General features: G+C 48.8%; 22 protein-coding genes and 1 riboswitch. Of the genes, 14 read left to right on the top strand and 8 right to left on the bottom strand.

The window, feature by feature from the left end:
• Window positions 1-186 (top strand): hypothetical protein (locus FGB90_RS19850; protein WP_210237255.1); only part of this gene is annotated, 186 nt, incomplete at its 5' end.
• A gap of 895 nt (window positions 187-1,081) precedes the next feature.
• Window positions 1,082-1,618, top strand: coding sequence for a GNAT family N-acetyltransferase (locus FGB90_RS16795; protein WP_171051892.1), 537 nt, complete (start codon window positions 1,082-1,084; stop codon window positions 1,616-1,618).
• 42 nt (window positions 1,619-1,660) lie between these two features.
• Here FGB90_RS16795 and tenA read toward each other — a convergent pair whose 3' ends face one another.
• Complete coding sequence (gene tenA, locus FGB90_RS16790) at window positions 1,661-2,350, bottom strand: thiaminase II (RefSeq protein WP_138812027.1); 690 nt, start codon at window positions 2,348-2,350, stop codon at window positions 1,661-1,663.
• 126 nt (window positions 2,351-2,476) lie between these two features.
• Window positions 2,477-2,579: riboswitch (TPP riboswitch) on the bottom strand.
• Between the two features lie 301 nt (window positions 2,580-2,880).
• Here tenA and FGB90_RS16785 point away from each other — a divergent pair.
• From FGB90_RS16785 to FGB90_RS16775, 3 genes are all read left to right on the top strand, one after another.
• Window positions 2,881-3,096 (top strand): hypothetical protein, encoded by a 216-nt coding sequence (locus FGB90_RS16785; protein ID WP_138812026.1) that lies wholly within the window; start codon window positions 2,881-2,883, stop codon window positions 3,094-3,096.
• A 248-nt stretch (window positions 3,097-3,344) separates the two neighbouring features.
• Window positions 3,345-3,845, top strand: a complete 501-nt coding sequence (locus FGB90_RS16780; protein WP_138812025.1) for a GNAT family N-acetyltransferase — start codon at window positions 3,345-3,347, stop codon at window positions 3,843-3,845.
• A gap of 84 nt (window positions 3,846-3,929) precedes the next feature.
• A complete protein-coding gene (locus FGB90_RS16775; protein ID WP_138812024.1) occupies window positions 3,930-4,232 on the top strand; it encodes a hypothetical protein in 303 nt (100 codons plus the stop codon).
• Window positions 4,233-4,523: 291 nt separating this feature from the next.
• Here the strand turns inward: FGB90_RS16775 and FGB90_RS16770 are convergent, their stop codons facing one another.
• The gene (locus FGB90_RS16770) at window positions 4,524-4,952 is read right to left on the bottom strand and encodes a ferritin-like domain-containing protein (RefSeq protein WP_138812023.1); all 429 of its coding nucleotides are present in this window, start codon (window positions 4,950-4,952) and stop codon (window positions 4,524-4,526) included.
• A gap of 151 nt (window positions 4,953-5,103) precedes the next feature.
• Between FGB90_RS16770 and FGB90_RS16765 the strand changes: the two genes are divergently transcribed.
• The gene (locus tag FGB90_RS16765; RefSeq protein WP_138812022.1) at window positions 5,104-6,027 is read left to right on the top strand and encodes a GNAT family N-acetyltransferase; all 924 of its coding nucleotides are present in this window, start codon (window positions 5,104-5,106) and stop codon (window positions 6,025-6,027) included.
• Window positions 6,028-6,117: 90 nt separating this feature from the next.
• A complete protein-coding gene (locus FGB90_RS16760) occupies window positions 6,118-7,050 on the top strand; it encodes a manganese-dependent inorganic pyrophosphatase (RefSeq protein WP_138812021.1) in 933 nt (310 codons plus the stop codon).
• Between the two features lie 575 nt (window positions 7,051-7,625).
• On the opposite strand, the gene FGB90_RS16755 is transcribed toward FGB90_RS16760, so the two are convergent.
• From FGB90_RS16755 to FGB90_RS16745, 3 genes are read right to left on the bottom strand one after another with little or no spacing between them, the layout of a single operon-like run.
• Window positions 7,626-8,306, bottom strand: coding sequence for a P-II family nitrogen regulator (locus FGB90_RS16755; protein WP_138812020.1), 681 nt, complete (start codon window positions 8,304-8,306; stop codon window positions 7,626-7,628).
• Window positions 8,242-9,033 carry a DUF1538 domain-containing protein gene (locus tag FGB90_RS16750; protein ID WP_138812019.1) on the bottom strand — a complete coding sequence of 264 codons (792 nt, stop codon included), beginning with the start codon at window positions 9,031-9,033 and terminating at the stop codon, window positions 8,242-8,244. The genes FGB90_RS16755 and FGB90_RS16750 overlap by 65 nt, the downstream gene beginning before the upstream one ends.
• Entirely contained in the window at window positions 9,030-9,728 is a 699-nt protein-coding gene (locus FGB90_RS16745) for a DUF1538 domain-containing protein (RefSeq protein WP_138812018.1), read from the bottom strand. The genes FGB90_RS16750 and FGB90_RS16745 overlap by 4 nt, the downstream gene beginning before the upstream one ends.
• Window positions 9,729-10,366: 638 nt before the next feature.
• Between FGB90_RS16745 and FGB90_RS16740 the strand changes: the two genes are divergently transcribed.
• Both FGB90_RS16740 and FGB90_RS16735 read left to right on the top strand, forming a co-directional pair.
• The gene (locus FGB90_RS16740) at window positions 10,367-10,609 is read left to right on the top strand and encodes a hypothetical protein (RefSeq protein ID WP_138812017.1); all 243 of its coding nucleotides are present in this window, start codon (window positions 10,367-10,369) and stop codon (window positions 10,607-10,609) included.
• A 189-nt stretch (window positions 10,610-10,798) separates the two neighbouring features.
• The gene (locus tag FGB90_RS16735; protein WP_138812016.1) at window positions 10,799-11,362 is read left to right on the top strand and encodes a hypothetical protein; all 564 of its coding nucleotides are present in this window, start codon (window positions 10,799-10,801) and stop codon (window positions 11,360-11,362) included.
• 104 nt (window positions 11,363-11,466) lie between these two features.
• Here FGB90_RS16735 and FGB90_RS16730 read toward each other — a convergent pair whose 3' ends face one another.
• Both FGB90_RS16730 and FGB90_RS16725 read right to left on the bottom strand, forming a co-directional pair.
• Entirely contained in the window at window positions 11,467-11,670 is a 204-nt protein-coding gene (locus FGB90_RS16730) for a DUF6366 family protein (RefSeq protein WP_138812015.1), read from the bottom strand.
• Window positions 11,671-11,687: 17 nt separating this feature from the next.
• Window positions 11,688-12,302, bottom strand: a complete 615-nt coding sequence (locus FGB90_RS16725; RefSeq protein ID WP_138812014.1) for an Asp23/Gls24 family envelope stress response protein — start codon at window positions 12,300-12,302, stop codon at window positions 11,688-11,690.
• 188 nt (window positions 12,303-12,490) lie between these two features.
• Here FGB90_RS16725 and FGB90_RS16720 point away from each other — a divergent pair, with 188 nt between their 5' ends.
• From FGB90_RS16720 to asnB, 3 genes are all read left to right on the top strand, one after another.
• Window positions 12,491-13,069: a DeoR family transcriptional regulator gene (locus FGB90_RS16720; protein WP_138812013.1), complete on the top strand. Its 579-nt coding sequence runs from the start codon at window positions 12,491-12,493 to the stop codon at window positions 13,067-13,069.
• 24 nt (window positions 13,070-13,093) lie between these two features.
• Window positions 13,094-13,885, top strand: a complete 792-nt coding sequence (locus FGB90_RS16715) for a FixH family protein (protein WP_138812012.1) — start codon at window positions 13,094-13,096, stop codon at window positions 13,883-13,885.
• Window positions 13,886-14,209: 324 nt separating this feature from the next.
• Window positions 14,210-15,709, top strand: a complete 1,500-nt coding sequence (gene asnB / locus FGB90_RS16710; RefSeq protein ID WP_138812011.1) for an asparagine synthase B — start codon at window positions 14,210-14,212, stop codon at window positions 15,707-15,709.
• Window positions 15,710-15,764: 55 nt separating this feature from the next.
• On the opposite strand, the gene chrA is transcribed toward asnB, so the two are convergent.
• Window positions 15,765-16,961 (bottom strand): chromate efflux transporter, encoded by a 1,197-nt coding sequence (chrA, locus tag FGB90_RS16705; protein WP_138812010.1) that lies wholly within the window; start codon window positions 16,959-16,961, stop codon window positions 15,765-15,767.
• A 144-nt stretch (window positions 16,962-17,105) separates the two neighbouring features.
• Here chrA and FGB90_RS16700 point away from each other — a divergent pair, with 144 nt between their 5' ends.
• Both FGB90_RS16700 and FGB90_RS16695 read left to right on the top strand, forming a co-directional pair.
• The gene (locus FGB90_RS16700; RefSeq protein ID WP_138812009.1) at window positions 17,106-17,366 is read left to right on the top strand and encodes a sigma-70 RNA polymerase sigma factor region 4 domain-containing protein; all 261 of its coding nucleotides are present in this window, start codon (window positions 17,106-17,108) and stop codon (window positions 17,364-17,366) included.
• On the top strand, window positions 17,363-18,349 hold the full coding sequence (locus tag FGB90_RS16695; protein ID WP_138812008.1) for a hypothetical protein: 987 nt from the start codon (window positions 17,363-17,365) through the stop codon (window positions 18,347-18,349). The genes FGB90_RS16700 and FGB90_RS16695 overlap by 4 nt, the downstream gene beginning before the upstream one ends.
• Window positions 18,350-18,458 lie beyond the last annotated feature (109 nt).

The raw sequence follows: 18,458 nt of genomic DNA, 5'->3' as shown, positions 1-18,458 counted from the left end.
AGAAATAATACGATAGAGCCGGAATCGTATCAAAACGCAGAAAGAAGAAAGGGAAATAATACGATAGAGCCGGAATCGTATCAAAACTCAGAAAGAAGAAAGGGAAATAATACGATAGAGCCGGAAACGTATTATAACGGAGAAAAAAGAAAGAGAAATAATACGCTAAAGCCTGAATCGTATTAAAACGCAGAGAGAAGAAAGGGAAATAATACGATAGAGCCGGAATCGTATCAAAACGCAGAAAGAAGAAAGGGAAATAATACGATAGAGCCGGAATCGTATCAAAACGCAGAAAGAAGAAAGGGAAATAATACGATAGAGCCGGAATCGTATCAAAACTCAGAAAGAAGAAAGGGAAATAATACGATAGAGCCGGAAACGTATTATAACGGAGAAAAAAGAAAGAGAAATAATACGCTAAAGCCTGAATCGTATTAAAACGCAGAGAGAAGAAAGGGAAATAATACGATAGAGCCGGAATCGTATCAAAACGCAGAAAGAAGAAAGGGAAATAATACGATAGAGCCGGAATCGTATCAAAACGCAGAAAAAGAAAAGAGAAATAATACGATAAAGCCGGAATCGTATTATAACGGAGAAAAAAGAAAGAGAAATAATACGCTAAAGCCGGAATCGTATTAAAACGGAGAAAAAAGAGAGAGAAATAATGCGATAAAGCCGGAATCGCATCCTAACGCAGAAAAAAGAAAGAAAAATAATACGATAGAGCCCGAGCCTATTCATTACGCCGAAGAAAGAGAGTGAAGTGAACGGACTCGCCTAAATTCCAGCCCGGCTGGTAGGTCTTATAAACCACTTCTTCCAAGTGTATGATCGGCAGCAGCTGGCGCAGGCCGGCTGCGCTTTTTCTGCTCTGCCCGCAATTCAATCAACTTTGTAAAATTACCGGGAAATAAAGGGTTTACACGTTCCGCCCAGAAGGGGAGATAAAGAGAGACACTGCGATCATTCAAATGGACGCGGTCCAGGACTATGATACTCTGCGAAAAACTTAATAATACATCAGCCGTTTATCCGCTGGGTGGGCCTGACTACAAAAAAGAGAGAGGTTCTTCGATTGGCATTTCCAGTGCTCGAAACAGAACGACTGAAGCTTGAAGAGGTTCATTACGGCTACACAAAGGAGCTGTATGATATTCTGGGCAGGCGTGATGTAATGAAATATTACGGCATGGACCCGGTGGTCAGTTACGAAGAGACGGCAAGGGTTATTGAGAAACACCGTACAAACTATATGACATGCGCCGGCATACGGTGGGTGATGATTCAGAAAGATACGGACCAGTGTATCGGAACTATCGGGCTCAATGAACTGCGGATTTCTTCCAGGAGAGCAGAAACAGGGTTTGAGATTCATCCCTTTTTTTCACGTCAGGGTTACGGATCGGAAGCTTTAACAGAAGTTATCCGATATGCTTTTGATGAACTCGGTTTATACCGGATTGGAGCTGTTACGTTTCCGGAAAATGAAGCATCCAGCCGGCTTCTGCAGAAATGCGGGTTCCGCTTCGAAGGGACGCTGAGAGGGTATCTTTATCAGAGAGGCGAATCTCATGATGCACACATTTATTCTATTTTACGGTCAGATACGTGAAGAGCCGCGGGGCATTTTCTGCTCCGCGGCTCTCCTGTTTTCCTAATTCGAGACAGATGCTTCTTTTTTTACCGGCCAGTCCTGGAGGGTGTAGGCCATATCGAAGAACATGTATTCGAGCTGGCAGCTGAGCATGAAGTGTTCTTTCATACGGGTGCGCTCACCTTCACTTGCGTGTTCAGCGAGCTCATCGAGACGGTCGAGGTACGGCTGCATGTGGTCGCGGGTGCCTTCACCGTAAAAGCGGATCCACTCGTTGAACGGATGGTGGTCATCCGGTGTGAAGTCCTGCATCAGGCGCTCACCGATGTCCATGTAGATCCACGGACACGGCAGGCTCACAGCGATAATTTCGGCAAGGGTGCCGTTCTGGGCCACGTTCAGCATGTGCCGGGTATAGTGCTGGGCAGTCGGGGCAAGTGCATAGCCCTGCAGCTCCTCGTAATCAACTTCGGCCACGCGGCAGAAGTTGTTGTGCGGATGGATTTCGCTGTTCAGGATAAATTCAATGCCTTCACTGAACATGGCCATGTCCTTTCGCTCGGTGCACTTACTGATGGCAAGCCCCCGGGTGTGGATATAAGCGTTTAAGTACTCAAAATCCTGTTTGACATAGTGAATCAGCTGGTCTTTCCCGAGCGTTCCTTTACCGATTTCCTGGACGAACGGGTGGCGGTACACGGCTTCAAAGATGTGGGCAGCTTCCTGACGCAGTTTCTGTGAAAAAGACATTCAGATTCCTCCTCTGATTTTGAAGCCACACGGGCGGCGGGGGAGCCCCGGATCATTCCGTACACAGCAAAAAAGACTGCGCCGGAATGGAGCAGTCTGCACAGGTAAACATATGAAACAAGGCATGTGCAGCCGTCTCCACTTCCCTACGCTGGTATTAACCAGATCAGGTTCAAAGGGACCAAGGCATGTTCCTTATCTCAGCTCGAAAGCGCCCCCAGTGGACTTCATTGTTAAGTTTGGTTGGTACATATTTACTTTATCGTGAATCGGAGCGAGTGTCAACGATAATGGGAATCTTCTGATTTTAGTGGTTTGTGTCGAGAAATAAAGGTGTTTTCGACAGTATTTACAATGTTGAAAAAAAGCGGATCAGGGTATAATATCAGAGATGAGAATTTCAGGTTTTATAAACGTGACAGCAGCGGAATATCCGGGTCCTGGAAGGCGATACCGCCAATGACAGCCAGCCGGACGTCGTTAGCACGGGATATAAGGCACTTTCTCTCATTTTGGAAAGGAGAGCACGAATGAACGACGATGCCGTAATTGAGGCGGGGCCTGACGGGACTGTACCTGAAAAGTCTGCACTGGAAGATTCTGAGGAAAGAATGCTGATTATGCTGATGAACGAGGAACTGAAACGCGCTGATGAACGACTGGTTCAGCTGAAAAAAGAGATCGACAGACTCCAGGAAGAACGTCTTCAGTGGCTATACGGGGATTGGGAGATGCCTCAGAGGTAATAAGAGAACAGGACGGTGGACGGACCGTCCTGAATAAATCCAGTAAATCAGCAGCCGGGCCAGTATGCCCCGGGTGTTTTTTTGTGGTGTCAGGGCTTTTGTTCTTCAGGGTGGTGCTCTGCAGGCTTTCCTGATTTTGCAAAGGCAGGATCGGTTCCAGTGACTGCATAAATAAAGTGAAGAAGACCTGTTCCCAGTTCTCTTCCAGACCGGTATAATTAACGGTTAATCAGAGAGGAGTGGCAGAGATGACAATTATGCGTTTAACTGAAGAACACGCTGAAAAGCTCCGAAGACTGCGGCTTGAAGCCCTGAAAACCAACCCTGAGTCGTTTTCCTCGAGTTATGAGGAGGAAAAGCACTATACGGTGGAAAAATACCGCCGCCGCTTAGCATCCAGTACCGCTGTCACACTTGGTTATTTCCACAACGCCCACCAGCTTGCGGGAATGGTTTCAGTTGTGGAAAATGAAAAGCTGAAGATGCGTCACCGTGCTGACGTTTTCGGTATGTACGTTTCCCCTGATGTAAGAGGAAGAGGAGCAGGCCGTAATCTGCTCGAGGAGGCGATCGGTACCGCCCTGAGGCTGCGGGAGGTGGAACAGCTCCATCTGGCAGTGGTGAAGACAAATACACCAGCTGTGAAACTGTACCGCTCTCTTGGATTTCAGGAGTACGGGCTCGAGGAAAGAGCGCTCCGGGTAAATGGAACATACTATGATGAACTGCTGATGGTCCTGAGTCTTTAGGCCTGTTAAGACGGCACCTTCCCCAGTGCATGGACATATACTGAAACAAGCATAAAACTTCAGCATGAAATGGGGAAAGGTGAGATGAGAGGTCTGCTGCACGGCCTTGTCCGAAGTCTGTTTTTCTGGGGTCTGATGATCCCGTTAATAACCCTGTATTTCGGCATGTCCTATATGACATTCCAGATGATTCAGTCTACAGGAGATAAGCTGGAAACCCTCGAGCCGGCACTGAATGAAGCCGAGGAACAGGGGATCGCGCTGCCGTATGTCCAGCGTCAGGAATACAAACGGACTTATGAGCTGTACCATGGAGCACAGAACCTGCTCCAGAGTTTCTGGTTTAAATGGGTATTTGATTTCCCTGAATACAGAGAACCACTTTAAGTGGTCCCTCGTACATAGATTCTAGCTGTTTTCGTAAAGGTTATTGCTTTAACAAAAATATATGGAACGAAAGGCGGCGACTCCAGCGGGATAAGCAGGAGCAGAAGACCCCGCAGGGCGCTTTTCCCGAGGAGGCTGAAGCCCTGCCCGCGGAAAGCGTCCGCCTGTAGCGTCATGGGAACAGCAATCTTTCCGAAAAGAGCTTAGATAAAAGCCGGGTGGAAATCGGATTCCATCCGGCTTTGACGCATGCTGAAAAAGGATCAGGTCCTAAGGAAAAGCAGGATGAAATTACAGGGTCAGAAAGTACAGAAACCACGTAGCACTGTTCTGGTCATCGGAGGATGCCCGGCGGTAGGAGCGCCGTACAAAAGGAATGTCAGCTTCTTCGGCTATTCTTAAGTAAAACTCCACATTTTCCTGTTCATCAATAAAAGCTGCACGTGAGCCTTCCCGGAAGTCCTGCGGGCATTCCCGGGTCATCTGCGGCTGATGCTGATGACCGGTGACCATCGTAAAGATCTGTGAAAACGCCTGGTAGTGCCTCATATTGTCCTCCCGGATCCTCATAATCCGGTATGCAGAGTACTCGTCAGGTGCCATCTGCATCAGTCCCTCATAGCAGATAACCGCAGTGTATTCATTATCAATCGAACGGGCAATATTCCTGATCATCTCTCTGTTAATGCCGAATGCGAGCTGGGGGATATCGTTGTTCATTGTGTTCGTCCCTCCTGTGTAAATAAACGGATGTCATGATAATTACGTTATGAAAAACTGGGGAAGTGGTGCATTGCATAAAGAGGAGTTTTCGCTTATCTGCCGAAATTAATGAGTTGGAAGACAAACGGATGAAAGAGGGACAAAGTGTATGAAGCTGGATAATATCAGACTGCTTGTAACCAGATTTGAAGAATGCTACACCTTTTACAGGAAGACGCTTGGACTTACCTGCACATGGGGGGAGCCTGACAGTGCGTACGCAAGTTTTGCCCTGAACGAAAATGATACGATTGCTCTGTTTAAACGGGAGTTCATGGCTGAAGCTGTTGGAACCGGAGATCTTCCGGTAAAGGCTCAATCCCAGGACCAGTTTGCCATTATCCTGAGAGTGGAGGATCTCGGGCAGACTGCTGCGGATCTCCAGGCAAAAGGAGCGGATGTAACTCCTGTAACCGAACAGTCGGAGTGGGGAATAGCTACGGCTCATCTCCGCGATCCGGAAGGCAATCTGATTGAGCTTATGATGAGTCTGCCGAAGGAAAAGTGGCATAAATCCCTTGCAGATGAGGACTGGAAGTACCATCAATCTCCGGTTACAATCCGCGAATCAACTAAGCAGGATCTGCCGTTTATGGAGGAAATGCTCTATCAGTCTGTCTACATACATGAAGGAGAAGAGCGGCCGGACCCGACGATTCTCGAGATCAGGGGAATTGGCCTTTTCCTAAGCGAATGGGGCAGGAAAGGGGACCGTGGCTGGATCGCCGTGGCGGGGGAGAAGCCTGTAGGTGCGATCTGGATGCGCAGGATGAACAGTGAAACTAAAACTTACGGGTATGTTGACGACTCAGTTCCGGTGGTGAGCGGACTCGCAGTGCTGACTGAATATCGGGGAGAAGGGATCGGGAAAATACTCGTTGAGACCCTGGTGGATAAAGCGCGGCAGGAGGGGAGTGCTGCCCTCAGTTTAAGCGTGGATCCACGGAATCCCGCGAGACTTCTCTATGAAAAATACGGTTTTCAAAAAGTGGGAGAAGAAGGAACTTCGTGGACCATGAAGGCGGATCTGTAATTTGGAGATGATATTTTGCCTCTGCCTTGTTAAAATGGCAGAGGATAGTCAAAAATACTTAAGTATGTTGGAAAAAGGAGTCTGAATACGATGGCAAACGAAAAAGTACTGATTTTTGGACATAAAAATCCTGACACTGATACGATCTGCTCCGCAATCGCATATGCCGAGCTTAAAAAAGCTCTTGGGTGGGACGCAGAGCCGGTCCGCCTGGGGGAGGTGGCTGATGAAACGCAGTATGCCCTTGACCGCTTTAAGGCTGAAGCCCCGCGTCTCATCGAAAAAGCAGGAAGTGATGTGGAGAAGGTCATCCTTGTCGACCATAACGAGCGTCAGCAGAGCGTTGATGACATTGAGGACGTGCAGATTCTTGAAGTGATCGACCATCACAAAGTGGCGAACTTTGAAACGAAGGATCCCCTTTATTTCCGCGCTGAGCCGGTAGGGTGTACAGCGACAATTCTCAACAAGCTGTACAAGGAAAACGGCGTGGACATTAAGCCTGAAACGGCAGGTCTGATGCTGTCTGCGATCATTTCCGACTCCCTTCTGTTCAAATCCCCGACGTGCACTGACGAAGACGTGGCGGCAGCGAAGGAACTGGCAGAGATCGCCGGCGTTGATGCTGAGGAGTACGGCCTGGAAATGCTGAAGGCAGGGGCAAATCTGGATAACAAGTCAGCAGAGCAGCTGATTTCCATTGACTCCAAGGAATTCTCCATGGGCTCGGGCAAGGTGGAAATTGCCCAGGTGAACACGGTGGACACAGAAGAGGTATTTGCCCGCCGCAGCGAGCTTGAAGAAGCAATTGCAGGCACTGTTTCCGATAAAGGCCTTGACCTGTTTATGCTGGTGGTCACTGACATTCTGTCCAACGACAGTACAATCCTCGTTGAAGGTGATGCTGCGGATCAGGTGGAAAAAGCTTATGATGTTAAGCTGGACAACAAAACGGCCGTCCTGAAGGGCGTCGTCTCACGCAAAAAACAGATCGTTCCGCCGCTTAACAAAGTGATGGGATAATAATAAAAGTGATAAACCGGACTGAGCGTCAGTCCGGTTTTTTGCGTTTTTGGAAGCTTGCCGAATCACATCAAAACCGGGGTGACATGCAGGAGTTTTAATACGAAAAAGCCCGAGTCGTATCATAACCGGGGTGACATGCAGGCGTTTTAATACGATAAAGGCCGAGTCGTATCAAAACCGGGAGGCAATCCAGCAGTTATAATACGAAAAAGCCCGAGTCGCATCATAACCGGGGTGACATGCAGGAGTTTTAATACGAAAAAGCCCGAGTCGTATTAAAACCAGGAGGCAATCCAGCAGTTATAATACGATAAAGCCCGAATCACATCATAACCGGGGTGAAATGCAGGCGTTTTAATACGAAAAAGGCCGAGTCGTATCAAAACCGGGAGGCAATCCAGCAGTTATAATACGATAAAGCCCGAATCACATCAAAACCGGGGTGACATGCAGCAGTTTTAATACGACAGACCCCGAAGCACATCCCAAGCCGGAGAAAACAGAAGAGTACCGCTGCTACGGTTCAATCGATAACTCCAGCCCCGACTGACCCAGCCCTGAAAAACAGAAGATCAGTGATTAATCCCGATTGTCTCCTCCACCGGAAGAATAAACGCTATTCCCTTTCCCGGCTGATTGAGACCCGCCTCCTCCTCAATGCGGTGCAGCACCTGGCGCACCTTATCCCGGGTCACAAGCGTCAGCACGATCTCCTTCTCAGGTTCGATAATCATGGCAAGAAGCTTTGCCTGTTCATGGATCCCCGACCCGCGCCCGGAGAGAATCGTCCCGCCTTCTGCCCCTGCTCTGCGGGAGGCATCCACTACGGTTCCTGCATCCCCTTTATTCACGATTGTAACTATAAGTTCAAACTGCACGTTATCTCCTGGCATATTATCCAGCGCCTCCTCATCCAGATCGAGATCCAGCCGGCTGTGAACGATACCGCGAACTCCGAGTACATCCAGAACAAAACCGAGACCGGTTCCCTTTCTGTAAAGTTTTGCGGAATGATTGATCTGCTCAAGTACACCGGCAAGGCGGTCCTCGGGGATCAGCGTCAGCACAATCTCTTTTTCATACATCAAATCAATCCCGAAAAACGATTCCTTTTCCCTTATGCCGAGACCGGATCCTAAAAGGATCGTGCCCCCTTCGGCACCTCCCCGTTTTGCTGCTGACACAACTTTATTGGCTTGTTTCTTTTTCACGATCGTGATCACGAGTTTGTAATGTTTTTTCTGAGGTGCCATGGCCGGTGTCCTCCTTTCTGGTGTAAAGAAGTCCGAGTACAAGAACCGATATAATCGGCGTAAGGGCCACCGTGGCAATCATACCGAAACCGTCAAGGAGCGGGTCACGGCCCTCTGTGACATTGGCAACTCCCACGGCGATCGCCATAATAAATGTAACTGTCATGGGGCCGGTAGCTACACCGCCCGCATCAAATGCGATGGACACGAACCGCTTCCGCGAATAACGGATCATCACAAGTGCTGCGGTGTAACCCGGCACCAGGATCGTCCAAAGCGGAATCCCGGATAAAATTCTGACCATGGAGAGGGCGATGGAGACCGCAACACCAATAGAAAGAGTCAGAAGCAGCACTTTTCCCGGAATGGAACCCGCAGTCACTTTTTCCACCTCATGGTTTAAAATCCGGATGGCGGGTTCGGCGAATGTGGCGACGAAACCGAGAACCAGCCCCACAAGTGGCAGGTAAATCCATACGTGCTCACGCTGGCCAAGGATTGCACCGATTTCAAGACCAGCGGGGAAAAACCCGATACTGACTCCCTGGAGAAAAAACGAAAGGCCGATAAACGTAAGTACAATACCGAACATCATCGTCCATACTTTTTTCATGGACAGGCGCAGAAAGGCAACCTGGAAGATGATAAAAAACAGGACAAGTGGAAAAACTGCGAGAGCAACTTCGATAAGAACGTGACTGAATCCTGCGAAGGCATGTGAAATCACCCGAATATCACCCCCAGGACCATTACGGCAAGAATTGGTCCGATGGAAGCGAGGGCAACAAAACCGAAGCCGTCACTGGTCCGGGAGCTGTCCTTCGCCCGAAGCACGGAAGCAACTCCAACGCCGAGAGCAAGGATGAATGGAACCGTCATGGGACCTGTAGTGACACCGCCCGCATCAAAACTGATAGGAAGAAATTGGGCTGGGGTGAAGAGCGCAAGCAGGAAGACAAGACCGTATCCTCCGGCAAGGAGTTTTACAAACGACAGATTGAGCATCATCTTGATCATGGCGAGGGCTACAAAAACAGCAACACCAAGGGCGACAGTGTAGACGAGAAGCAGGTTTGGAATTGCCCCATCGGAAACCTGATCAACCTGATACGCAAGCACCCGTACGTCCGGTTCAGCAATGGTAACAACAAGACCAAGGAAAAAACCGACACCGATAATCAGCCAGGTTTTTCTGATCCGGGGAAGTGAGGAGCCGATTAATTCCCCGATGGGAAGCAGCCCGATGTGTACCCCAACAAGGAAAAGAAACAGGCCAATCCCAACAAACAGGACACCGATCAGAAACTGTATAAATACCTCCTGGGGAAGTCCGATGAGTGTATACTGAAGTACTGTTACCACTAGAACCATTGGAAGTATGGCAATGCTTACTTCTTTCAGCTGCTCAAGAAAATGGCTCATCAGTTCGCTCCTTTCGTAGGGTAAAGGATGGAGCAGCGGTTACAGGCTGTTGATGTATATTCATATGAAGAGTTTGTGAGAGATTATGTATGGTTGTTTTACCAGAATAAAGCAGCGGAAGGGAGAAGTTGTGGGAAATTTGTCGAGGTAAACCAAAAAAGAGAGACTTCCTGTTTAACACGGGAAAGTCTCTCTTTCAGATAAAGTGAAATCGATTTTTTCAGCCGATAAAGTGGCCGACTACAGCGAAGAAAAAGACAGATGCAAAAGTAAGAAATGTCAGACGCATGATGATCCCTCCATGGTGAAAATCAGGATATAACAGTGGTAAGTACCTATTAAGTGGTCTAAGTGGTGGTTACCTCTGTTTATCTCCTTATAACTTTATTTTAAACCATATAACTCGGTTTAGAAAGTGTCTTGTTTATAATTTTTCCGTTTCAGGCTTTTGTAAAACATGGGATTTCGTCAAAAGTGATTAAAATTTCATTTTTTCCTGGATTAGTATGGTAAGGTGAACAAAATGGAAAAACGTGCAAGTTTTACAGATAAGGACATCCTGCCCCTGCATAAACTTAAAACAGCATATTCTGCGTACTCGTCCACTCACGTGTACAGCAGAAAAGGGGGACGCGAAAGTGAGATGGCAGGGACTTGTGAACGCAGCTGCTTTCGTCGTTGTTGGGGTTTATGCCGTGCTCGGGATGACCGGTCAGATGAGTGAAGAACCGGGCACATTGTACCTGTATCCGGCAGTCATCTGGACACTCGGACTTTTTATTCAGCAGATGCCGCTCGGCTGGATCAGAAACACAGGGCTCATTATTGTGACGCTGAGCGCTTTTTACAGTCTGGCCCAGATTGTGACGCACGTTTTCTGAAGGAAGGACAGACGCACAGATGACATTGGGGAACGTCAGACATGCCGTTGCAGAATGGTATGGAATGCTAATCCCGAATCAAAATACTTTTATTCAAAGCTGAACCGGTGCCTGAGGAAGAGGAAGGATATCCATACTATGAAATCGAATACAAAGAGTAACAGTATTTTCAGCAGGGAGGGAGCTTCCATGGGGAAGGCCGCGCTCCTCATACTTCTTATCCTATTATTTGCCGCCTGCTCGGATGAAGTGGAGTCCGAAATGAACCCAAATATACTTGATGGGGAAGTGAGTTTTGACTATACGATTCCGGATCTCGAGGGCTACCTGATTACAGCGGTTGATGCTGCGTCGGGTGAAGGCGAGGAGGAGCGGGTGGACATTTATTACGTGAATGAAGAGGATGTGGGGAGAAACCGTCAGCTGATGGAGATGGAGGAAGGGTACGAAGAAGAGTTTGATATACGTCGTGTGTACGGTCCCTATGAAGATTTTGAAGACTACCGGATTGTACTGATTCAGAGTCCGTATGCTTTTCACGAGCCTTTTGAAAATGAAACGGTGGTGGACGGGCGGGAATTCCGCTATTCGGTTATTGCAAGCGGGGAAACGGGTTTCCTTTCCTTTCAGACCGAGGTGAATGGGATTCATATTGAAGTGTCTGTGAAAAAGCCCGAAGAGCGGCTGAACGAATCCGATGTGCCAGAAGAAATCAGCAGAATTTACAAAGAGATATCAGAAGGTATGAATTAGGCACTCCCTGCCGGGAGTGTTTTCCTTTTGGCAGTTTATATAGAAGATTATAAACCTGAAAGAAGGACTCCCCAATATGACCGGGGAGTCCATTCTCTTTAGTGTTACGTAACCGCCAAAATGAGGAGAAGGATGATGAGAACCAATATAAAGATCAGGGTGCCCTTCCATCCGGATTCTCCAGCCGCATCTGCCAGGCCGCCGGTCCGGGCCCGGTTAAATCCATCAGCCATATGTCCGCCGGGATTCCTCTGCTGTTCCTGTTTCCTTATGTTTTCACGTCTCTGCTGTGGTGTCTCTTCGGACATTATAATACTCCTTTCATTCAGGGAAGGGCCGGCTCATACGTCTGTTCAAGCATCTTAACACCGTGCTCCTCCAGTGCCCCCATAATGAGGGGCCGCTGCTGGGAAAAATCCTGCGTATACGGCATCATGTAATAATCACCGTTTTCAGCCGTAAACAGGTAATACGCAATATAGTCCTCTTCGTCACCCACAGGCTGCATGGATTCGATTGATTCCCACGGCATGGACGTTTCACTGAAAGTTGTAAGTGCGCTGTAGTGAATGCCGGATTCATCAATATAATAGTAGTTTGCGATCCCGAAGGCGATGAGCGGCAGAGCGAAGACAGACGCAGCTGCATATGCCCATTTGTATGGAACCTCTTTTCCCCTGCGGTCACGGATGTGATACACAGCAACGTAGGCAAGCATAAGGAAGGCAAGCCAGAGAAAAGCACCGCCAATGGCATAAAAGGCAGAAGCAGGTGCCAGAAACAGCCAGTGATCCGGTGAAAAATAAACAGCGTCCTGGATAAAGGCGATCAGAACAAATGGAAGAAAAAACGTTGCGAGGAGGGCGAGAACCACCCCTGAAATCAGCAGTTTATTCAGTTTGTCGGGATCCACCCTTCCGCGGTGATATAATGTGCTCATAATATGTCGGCTCCTTTATGTACGCTTATTTGTACTACGGAAAGGACCACTTAAGGGTTTCATGTTTCACCTCACTGTTAACGTTCATCATTTATTCACAAAAATTCACAGAACTGCGTTGAGAGGATATGCATCCAGGTCTATAATGAATACTGAACCGTTTACATACAATCAGGGAGGGATGTCCGGTGCTTCCGGATCAGCGAAAGCAACAGATTCTTGCGTGGCTTGAAGAAGAACAGCATATCCGTGTAGTCGATCTCAGTCAGCGACTCGGTGTCTCGGAGATGACAGTTTACCGTGATATCCAGCGTCTCGAAAAAGATGGCAGACTGGAGCGCAGCAGCCGCGGCGTATCAAAAAAGCAGACTGTTATAAATGAGAATGCCCTGACCTGTACGTTCTGTCACAAGCCAAATGCAGGGCGCCAGCAGGTTCAGCTTATTGACAGGAACGGCAGGGTTGAACATCTATGCTGTGCCCACTGCGGCATCCTCCGCTTTGATGATCTGCAGGAAGAAATAACGCAGTTCATCTGTAAGGACTTTCTAACGGATACGACGATCAGTGCAAAAATGACGTTTTTCCTGATCGGGGCGGATTCGGTCATGCAGTGCTGCTCCCCCCAGGTCATTCCGTTTTCCTCAAGGGAACAGGCGGAAAAATTCAGGAGCGGCTTTGGCGGCAGTCTTTACAGTCTGGAAGGTGCTGTTAAGGAGCTTACCGGCCAGATGACGGTGGACGGCTGCTGCGGAGGAAAAAAGTAAACAGGTCTGAAGGAGAGAAATCAAATGAAAAAATTACTCGTAATGCTTGCCGGTGCAGCTTTGATCGCAGCTGCCTGTGGAACGGAAGAGGAACCGGAAAACACGAACGCCGGCGAAGAAGACACATTCGGGCCGGTTGATGTCGAGGTCCTCATGGACGATGAGGGAGATCCGGGGGACTGGACTCTTGAAGCAGAAGTTACCCAGGACGGCAATCCTGTAAACAATGCCGATGAGGTTGTTTTTGAAGTCTGGGTGCAGGGCAATCAGGAAGAAAGTGACATGATTGACTACGATAATGTGGAAGACGGCGTTTACACAGCTCCCTACACGTTTGAAGAAGACGGTATATATTTCGTGGTGCCCCACGTAACAGCCCGTGGCCAGCACGTGATGCCGCGTCACGAGATCAGAGTGGGTGACGTGGATGACAGTGACGTGGTGGAAGAAGAGGAGGACCATGATCACAGCAGTGATCACGATCACGAGGATCACGACAGCGGAGACGGAAATGGCCACCACCATCACCACTCCGATCTTGTAGAAGCGCAGACAAACTTTGATTCACTTGAGCAGGACGGCCGCATTGAAATTACTGTTACAAAAGACGGGGAGCCCCTTGAGGACGGTGAAGTAACCCTTGAAATCTGGCAGCACGGAGACGAAGTGCGTACCTGGTCAGATATGAATTACGAAGGGGAAGGTATCTTTACTCTTGACCATGATTTTGAGGAGACAGGCGACTATCACGTGGTGATTCACATTGAAAACGATGAGATTCACGAGCACCTGTCCGATGAGTTTACGATTGAATAGTGATAATGAAACGCCCGGTTTCTGCTGCTGATGGCGGCATGGCCGGACGTTTTTCTTTTGTACGGTATGGAAGGCTGAAGCTCAGGCATCACTTTCAGCATCCAGCCACTTCCATGACAGCCCTTACATTCTGAAAATCCTTATTTTCAGGCAAATATACGCCTAATAGGCTAAAATATACTCTCTCTGTCCCCAGCAGGATAAAACCTGCCGCATTCCAAAAACAGTGCAGTCATGCCCATCGCTCCGGCATTTGTAACCAGCTGGAAACTCTCGTATACTGTTTCACGTACTCAACAGACAAAACTTACAGGAGTGACTCTCATGTGCGGCATTTTTGCAACAACGAGACCAGTAGACGGAAAAATGATGGATAAAGTGCTTGAAAGTATGAAGCACCGCGGTCCGGACGAAGGAAAGCATGTCGATGTGAACGCCTTTCATCTCGGACATCAGCGGCTGTCCATTGTCGGACTGGAGGATGGCATTCAGCCGATTACAAATGCCGGTGAAAATAAATGGCTCGTCTGCAACGGCGAGATCTACAATCATCTTCAACTGAAAAAAGAAGACCTGAAAGGCGAAGAATTCCTGACCCATTCAGACAGTGAAGCAGTCCTTAAGCTGTACGAAAAAGAAGGCGCGGGAAGTATAGAGAAACTTGACGGCATGTTCGGTTATTTTATTGCCGATGTGGAAAATAACACTTTCGTGGCAGGGCGCGACACTCTTGGTATTAAGCCGCTTTACTACGGCCGTGACGAGGAAGGGCACTACTATTTTTCCTCGGAACTGAAGACACTGTATCTTCTCATCGACGATGCACACGAATTCCCTCACGGTCATTATTTCACACCGGAAAAAGGCTTTGTGGCGTACCGGAAGATTGAAGCGCCGAAAATTGATGAACCGAACCATGACTGGGAAGTTCATACTGAAGTGATCCGTGAGAACCTGGTTGGCGCGGTGAAAAAACGTCTGATGGCTGACGTGGAGGTCGGGGTCCTTCTGAGCGGTGGTCTGGACAGCAGTCTGATTGCCGCGATCGCAAACGAATATACTGACAAACCGATTAAATCGTTCTGCGTCGGTTCTGAAGGAAGCGCGGATATTCTGCGTGCCAGGGAAGTGGCGGAATATCTCGGAACCGATCACTATGAATATATTTATACGCAGGAAGAGCTTGTGGAAGCGATGGAGCACGTAATCTATCACCTGGAGTCGTACGAACCGTCACTTGTACGGAGTGCCGTTCCGAACTATTTTGTCTCCAAACTTGCAGCGAGCAAAGTGAAGGTCATTCTCTCTGGTGAGGGTGCCGACGAACTGTTTGCCGGCTACCAGTACCTTAGCGAGTATCAGGATACAAACAAACTGAATGAGGAAATTGTCCGGATGCTTAACGTGCTGCATTTTGTGAACCTTCAGCGGGCAGACCGGATGAGCATGGCCCACTCCCTGGAGCTGCGGGTGCCGTTCCTTGATCTTAAGGTTATTGAGGATGCCCTGAAAATTCCTGCGGATCTGAAAGTGCATAAAAAAGACCGCATGGAAAAATGGCTTCTGCGCAAAGCGTTTGACGGCTGGATTCCTGAAAACGTGCTCTGGAGAACGAAGGAGGAATTCTCGGAAGGAAGCGGGGCACTGGATGTGCTGGATTCCTATGCGAGCGAAGTGTTTTCCGATGTGGAGTTTGAACGGATTCAGAAAGAATACTCTGTTCCTCTCAGAAGCAAACAGGAAGCGCTGTATTACCGTATTTTCAAAAAGCATTTTCCCCAGCAGTCCGCACTGGACAGCGTGGGAAAATGGGCAACAGCTTAATTACGGATCCAAAAAGACCGGCTGCAGTATATCAGCCGGTCTTTGGTATGTTTTTTTACAGTCCGAACAGAATTTCGCCGTAAAAAAGCCAGGAAATAACGGCACCGCCGATGATACCGACGAGAACGACGAACCAGGCCGGCATTTTCCAGTACACAAGCAGTCCGAATAAGCCGGCGGCAAAAGCAAAATCAATTGCTGTATCAACAGCACTCGTAAAAATAGGGTTATAGAGTGCTGCAGCGAGGATTCCGACCACAGCTGCGTTCACACCGTAAAGGGCGCTCTGAATGACCGGGTTTTTCCGGATCTGACCCCAGAACGGAAGTGTGCCGAGGATGAGCAGAAATGCCGGAAGAAAGATCGCTGCTGTAGCAATCAGTCCGCCGCTGATCCCTCCGGCAACAGTGCCGAGATAGGATGCGAACGTAAACAGAGGGCCGGGGACGGCCTGCGCCGCTCCGTAGCCGGCAAGGAATTCATCAGCTCCCATAAGACCTGCAGGTACCACTTCACGTTCGAGAAGCGGAAGAACGACGTGTCCACCGCCGAAAACGAGGGCACCGGCTCGGTAGAAACTGTCAAAAAGAGCAAGCCACTGGGCTTCAAAAAGCTGCCGTGCCAAAGGGAGAAGAGCCAGCAGTGCGAAAAACAGCCCGAGGCAGACAGCGGCAAAACGGTAACTGAGCCCCGTCAGAATATCCGGCGCACGCTCTGCTTCCCGCCCTTTATAGATGATGTAACCTGCAATCCCGGCGAGGACGATCAGAGCAACCTGGCTGTAAACGGTCTGCCAGAGGAGCACAAGCATAAGCGTAACAAGCGCAATGGTTGCCCGCTCACGGTCGGGAGCTAGCTTCTTCCCCATGCCGAGCACAGCGTGGGCAACGACAGCGACCGCGACAATTTTAAGACCGTAAATCCAGCCCGCATGTGTCAGGTCATAGATTTCAAGCAGCGCTGCAAACCCGATCAGAATCGCCACGGAGGGAAAAGTAAAGCCGGCAAACGAGGCAAACGCCCCTGGCAGCCCGCCGCGCATCAGACCGATGCCGATTCCAACCTGGGAGCTCGCCGGACCGGGGATAAACTGTGACAGTGCAACGAGATCGGCGTAGGCCTTATCATCGAGCCACTTCCGCCGATTTACGTATTCATTGTGAAAATAACCAAGATGGGCAACCGGTCCGCCGAAGGACGTCAGACCGAGCCGGAGTGATACTAAGAAGATTTCAAAGACTCTTGTGAACATATAAATACTCCTGACTGATAGAATAGACTTTTATCATTCTATCATATAGAAAGTCTGCTTAATGTAAAAGTATTGTAGAAAAGAGGCTGAAAACCGTGACCGGTTTTCGTAACTCCTCGTCTATTGAGAGAAAGGAGGAACCGGATGGACGATTTTGAACAGCTTTACTATACATCAACAGAGGATCATATCACCTGGAATGAAGAGAAGAATGAACTTTACGAAGTACTTCAACAGCTGAAGCGCAGTTACCGGGAAGTGATTCTCCTTAGAAAAATCCAGGAGTTCTCCGTCAGGGGAAACAGCCGAAGTTCTCGGCTGGTCCGAATCCAAAGTGAAAATGACCACACAAAGAGCTATGGGAAAGCTGAAAAAGAAGCTGGAAGAAAGGGGCCGGTTGCATGAGCAGACTTGATGATCAGCTTAAACAGCTTAAAAATCAGAAAAGATCAGAAGAAGACAGAGAACGTACATACCTTGGAATCCTGACAGCTGCGGCGGGTGGGACTGATGATGGACCGCCACCCCGAAAAAGCAGGCTGACCGCTTCTCTCCTGACAGCTGCTGTCGTCCTGATCGGCTTTGTCGTCACCGCTTCATACATTCTGGACAGCCGGGAGTCGGCAAATCCGGAAACTTCAATGGCAGGAGTGGACCACGCGGATGTTGCAGCAGACAGACTGCAGCAGATCGTCTACCGTGAAAATACGGAAAGTAATGCGGTGACCGGCAGTGAAAAGAGGAGTATAACAGATCGGAATGCACTGGACGACCTGCAGAAAACCCTGTTTGGCGAAAAAGAGGAGCGGAATTTATACTCCTCTTCAGATCCGGCTTTCAGCTTTGAATTTGTATTTGGCGACGGCTCAACGGAAATAGCGGAAGGCTGGGTGGATCACAGCGGGCTGTATCTCCATTTTACAGAGGAGGAGAGAACTTTTCTCTATCCACACAGTACAACAGGAGACCTTGTAACGTACGTTACCTATGCCGGAGCGGAAACGGAAATTCTGGAAAAAGAAACCGTGGAAGAGGCGGCAGTGGAATTTGCGGATTCAATACTTAGCGTAAGGGATTTTTCCGGCCGGATGGGTACTGAGCGGATCCGGGTATTAATAGCAGACGGTGAAGCGGTGGAGTACTCAATCAAGTACAGCAATTACGGGACCGTCAGTCCGGGCGGGGAGAGCGCAATTTACCTCATGGGCGAACTGAGAGAAGAACCTCGCGTGGAGCCGGCGATTTATTCGCAGTTTGTGGATGAAGTCCTGATTGAAGAAGGTTTCAGCGACCCAAACAGCTCCTTTCATTACCGGATAGCGTCCAATATTTCAGCAGTCGAGAGAGAGCAGTATGTAAATCAGCTGGAAAAGGTTAAAGTGAAATGAAAAAGTTCTTTTCGTAAAGATTGTTGCTATTGCTATTATTAATTTCGGAGCGAAAGGCCGCAACTCCCAGCGACGAACGTTTACTGCGTGATTAATCTGCGAGTTGCTT

Source organism: Alteribacter natronophilus, from assembly GCF_006007885.1.
GTDB lineage: Bacteria > Bacillota > Bacilli > Bacillales > Salisediminibacteriaceae > Alteribacter > Alteribacter natronophilus.
Note: the sequence above shows the minus strand (reverse complement) of the source record. Positions and strands in the feature narration are given on the sequence as shown.

What these genes read in the sequence shown, in the direction of transcription:
- FGB90_RS16765 (WP_138812022.1), top strand. Translation starts at nt 5,104, where the DNA reads ATGAAGCTGGATAATATCAGACTGCTTGTAACCAGATTTGAAGAATGC.
- tenA (WP_138812027.1), bottom strand. Translation starts at nt 2,350, where the DNA reads ATGTCTTTTTCACAGAAACTGCGTCAGGAAGCTGCCCACATCTTTGAA.
- FGB90_RS16730 (WP_138812015.1), bottom strand. Translation starts at nt 11,670, where the DNA reads ATGTCCGAAGAGACACCACAGCAGAGACGTGAAAACATAAGGAAACAG.
- FGB90_RS16695 (WP_138812008.1), top strand. Translation starts at nt 17,363, where the DNA reads ATGAGCAGACTTGATGATCAGCTTAAACAGCTTAAAAATCAGAAAAGA.
- FGB90_RS16725 (WP_138812014.1), bottom strand. Translation starts at nt 12,302, where the DNA reads ATGAGCACATTATATCACCGCGGAAGGGTGGATCCCGACAAACTGAAT.
- asnB (WP_138812011.1), top strand. Translation starts at nt 14,210, where the DNA reads ATGTGCGGCATTTTTGCAACAACGAGACCAGTAGACGGAAAAATGATG.
- FGB90_RS16755 (WP_138812020.1), bottom strand. Translation starts at nt 8,306, where the DNA reads ATGGCACCTCAGAAAAAACATTACAAACTCGTGATCACGATCGTGAAA.
- FGB90_RS16785 (WP_138812026.1), top strand. Translation starts at nt 2,881, where the DNA reads ATGAACGACGATGCCGTAATTGAGGCGGGGCCTGACGGGACTGTACCT.
- FGB90_RS16715 (WP_138812012.1), top strand. Translation starts at nt 13,094, where the DNA reads ATGAAAAAATTACTCGTAATGCTTGCCGGTGCAGCTTTGATCGCAGCT.
- FGB90_RS16760 (WP_138812021.1), top strand. Translation starts at nt 6,118, where the DNA reads ATGGCAAACGAAAAAGTACTGATTTTTGGACATAAAAATCCTGACACT.
- FGB90_RS16775 (WP_138812024.1), top strand. Translation starts at nt 3,930, where the DNA reads ATGAGAGGTCTGCTGCACGGCCTTGTCCGAAGTCTGTTTTTCTGGGGT.
- chrA (WP_138812010.1), bottom strand. Translation starts at nt 16,961, where the DNA reads ATGTTCACAAGAGTCTTTGAAATCTTCTTAGTATCACTCCGGCTCGGT.
- FGB90_RS16745 (WP_138812018.1), bottom strand. Translation starts at nt 9,728, where the DNA reads ATGAGCCATTTTCTTGAGCAGCTGAAAGAAGTAAGCATTGCCATACTT.
- FGB90_RS16770 (WP_138812023.1), bottom strand. Translation starts at nt 4,952, where the DNA reads ATGAACAACGATATCCCCCAGCTCGCATTCGGCATTAACAGAGAGATG.
- FGB90_RS16780 (WP_138812025.1), top strand. Translation starts at nt 3,345, where the DNA reads ATGACAATTATGCGTTTAACTGAAGAACACGCTGAAAAGCTCCGAAGA.
- FGB90_RS16735 (WP_138812016.1), top strand. Translation starts at nt 10,799, where the DNA reads ATGGGGAAGGCCGCGCTCCTCATACTTCTTATCCTATTATTTGCCGCC.
- FGB90_RS16700 (WP_138812009.1), top strand. Translation starts at nt 17,106, where the DNA reads ATGGACGATTTTGAACAGCTTTACTATACATCAACAGAGGATCATATC.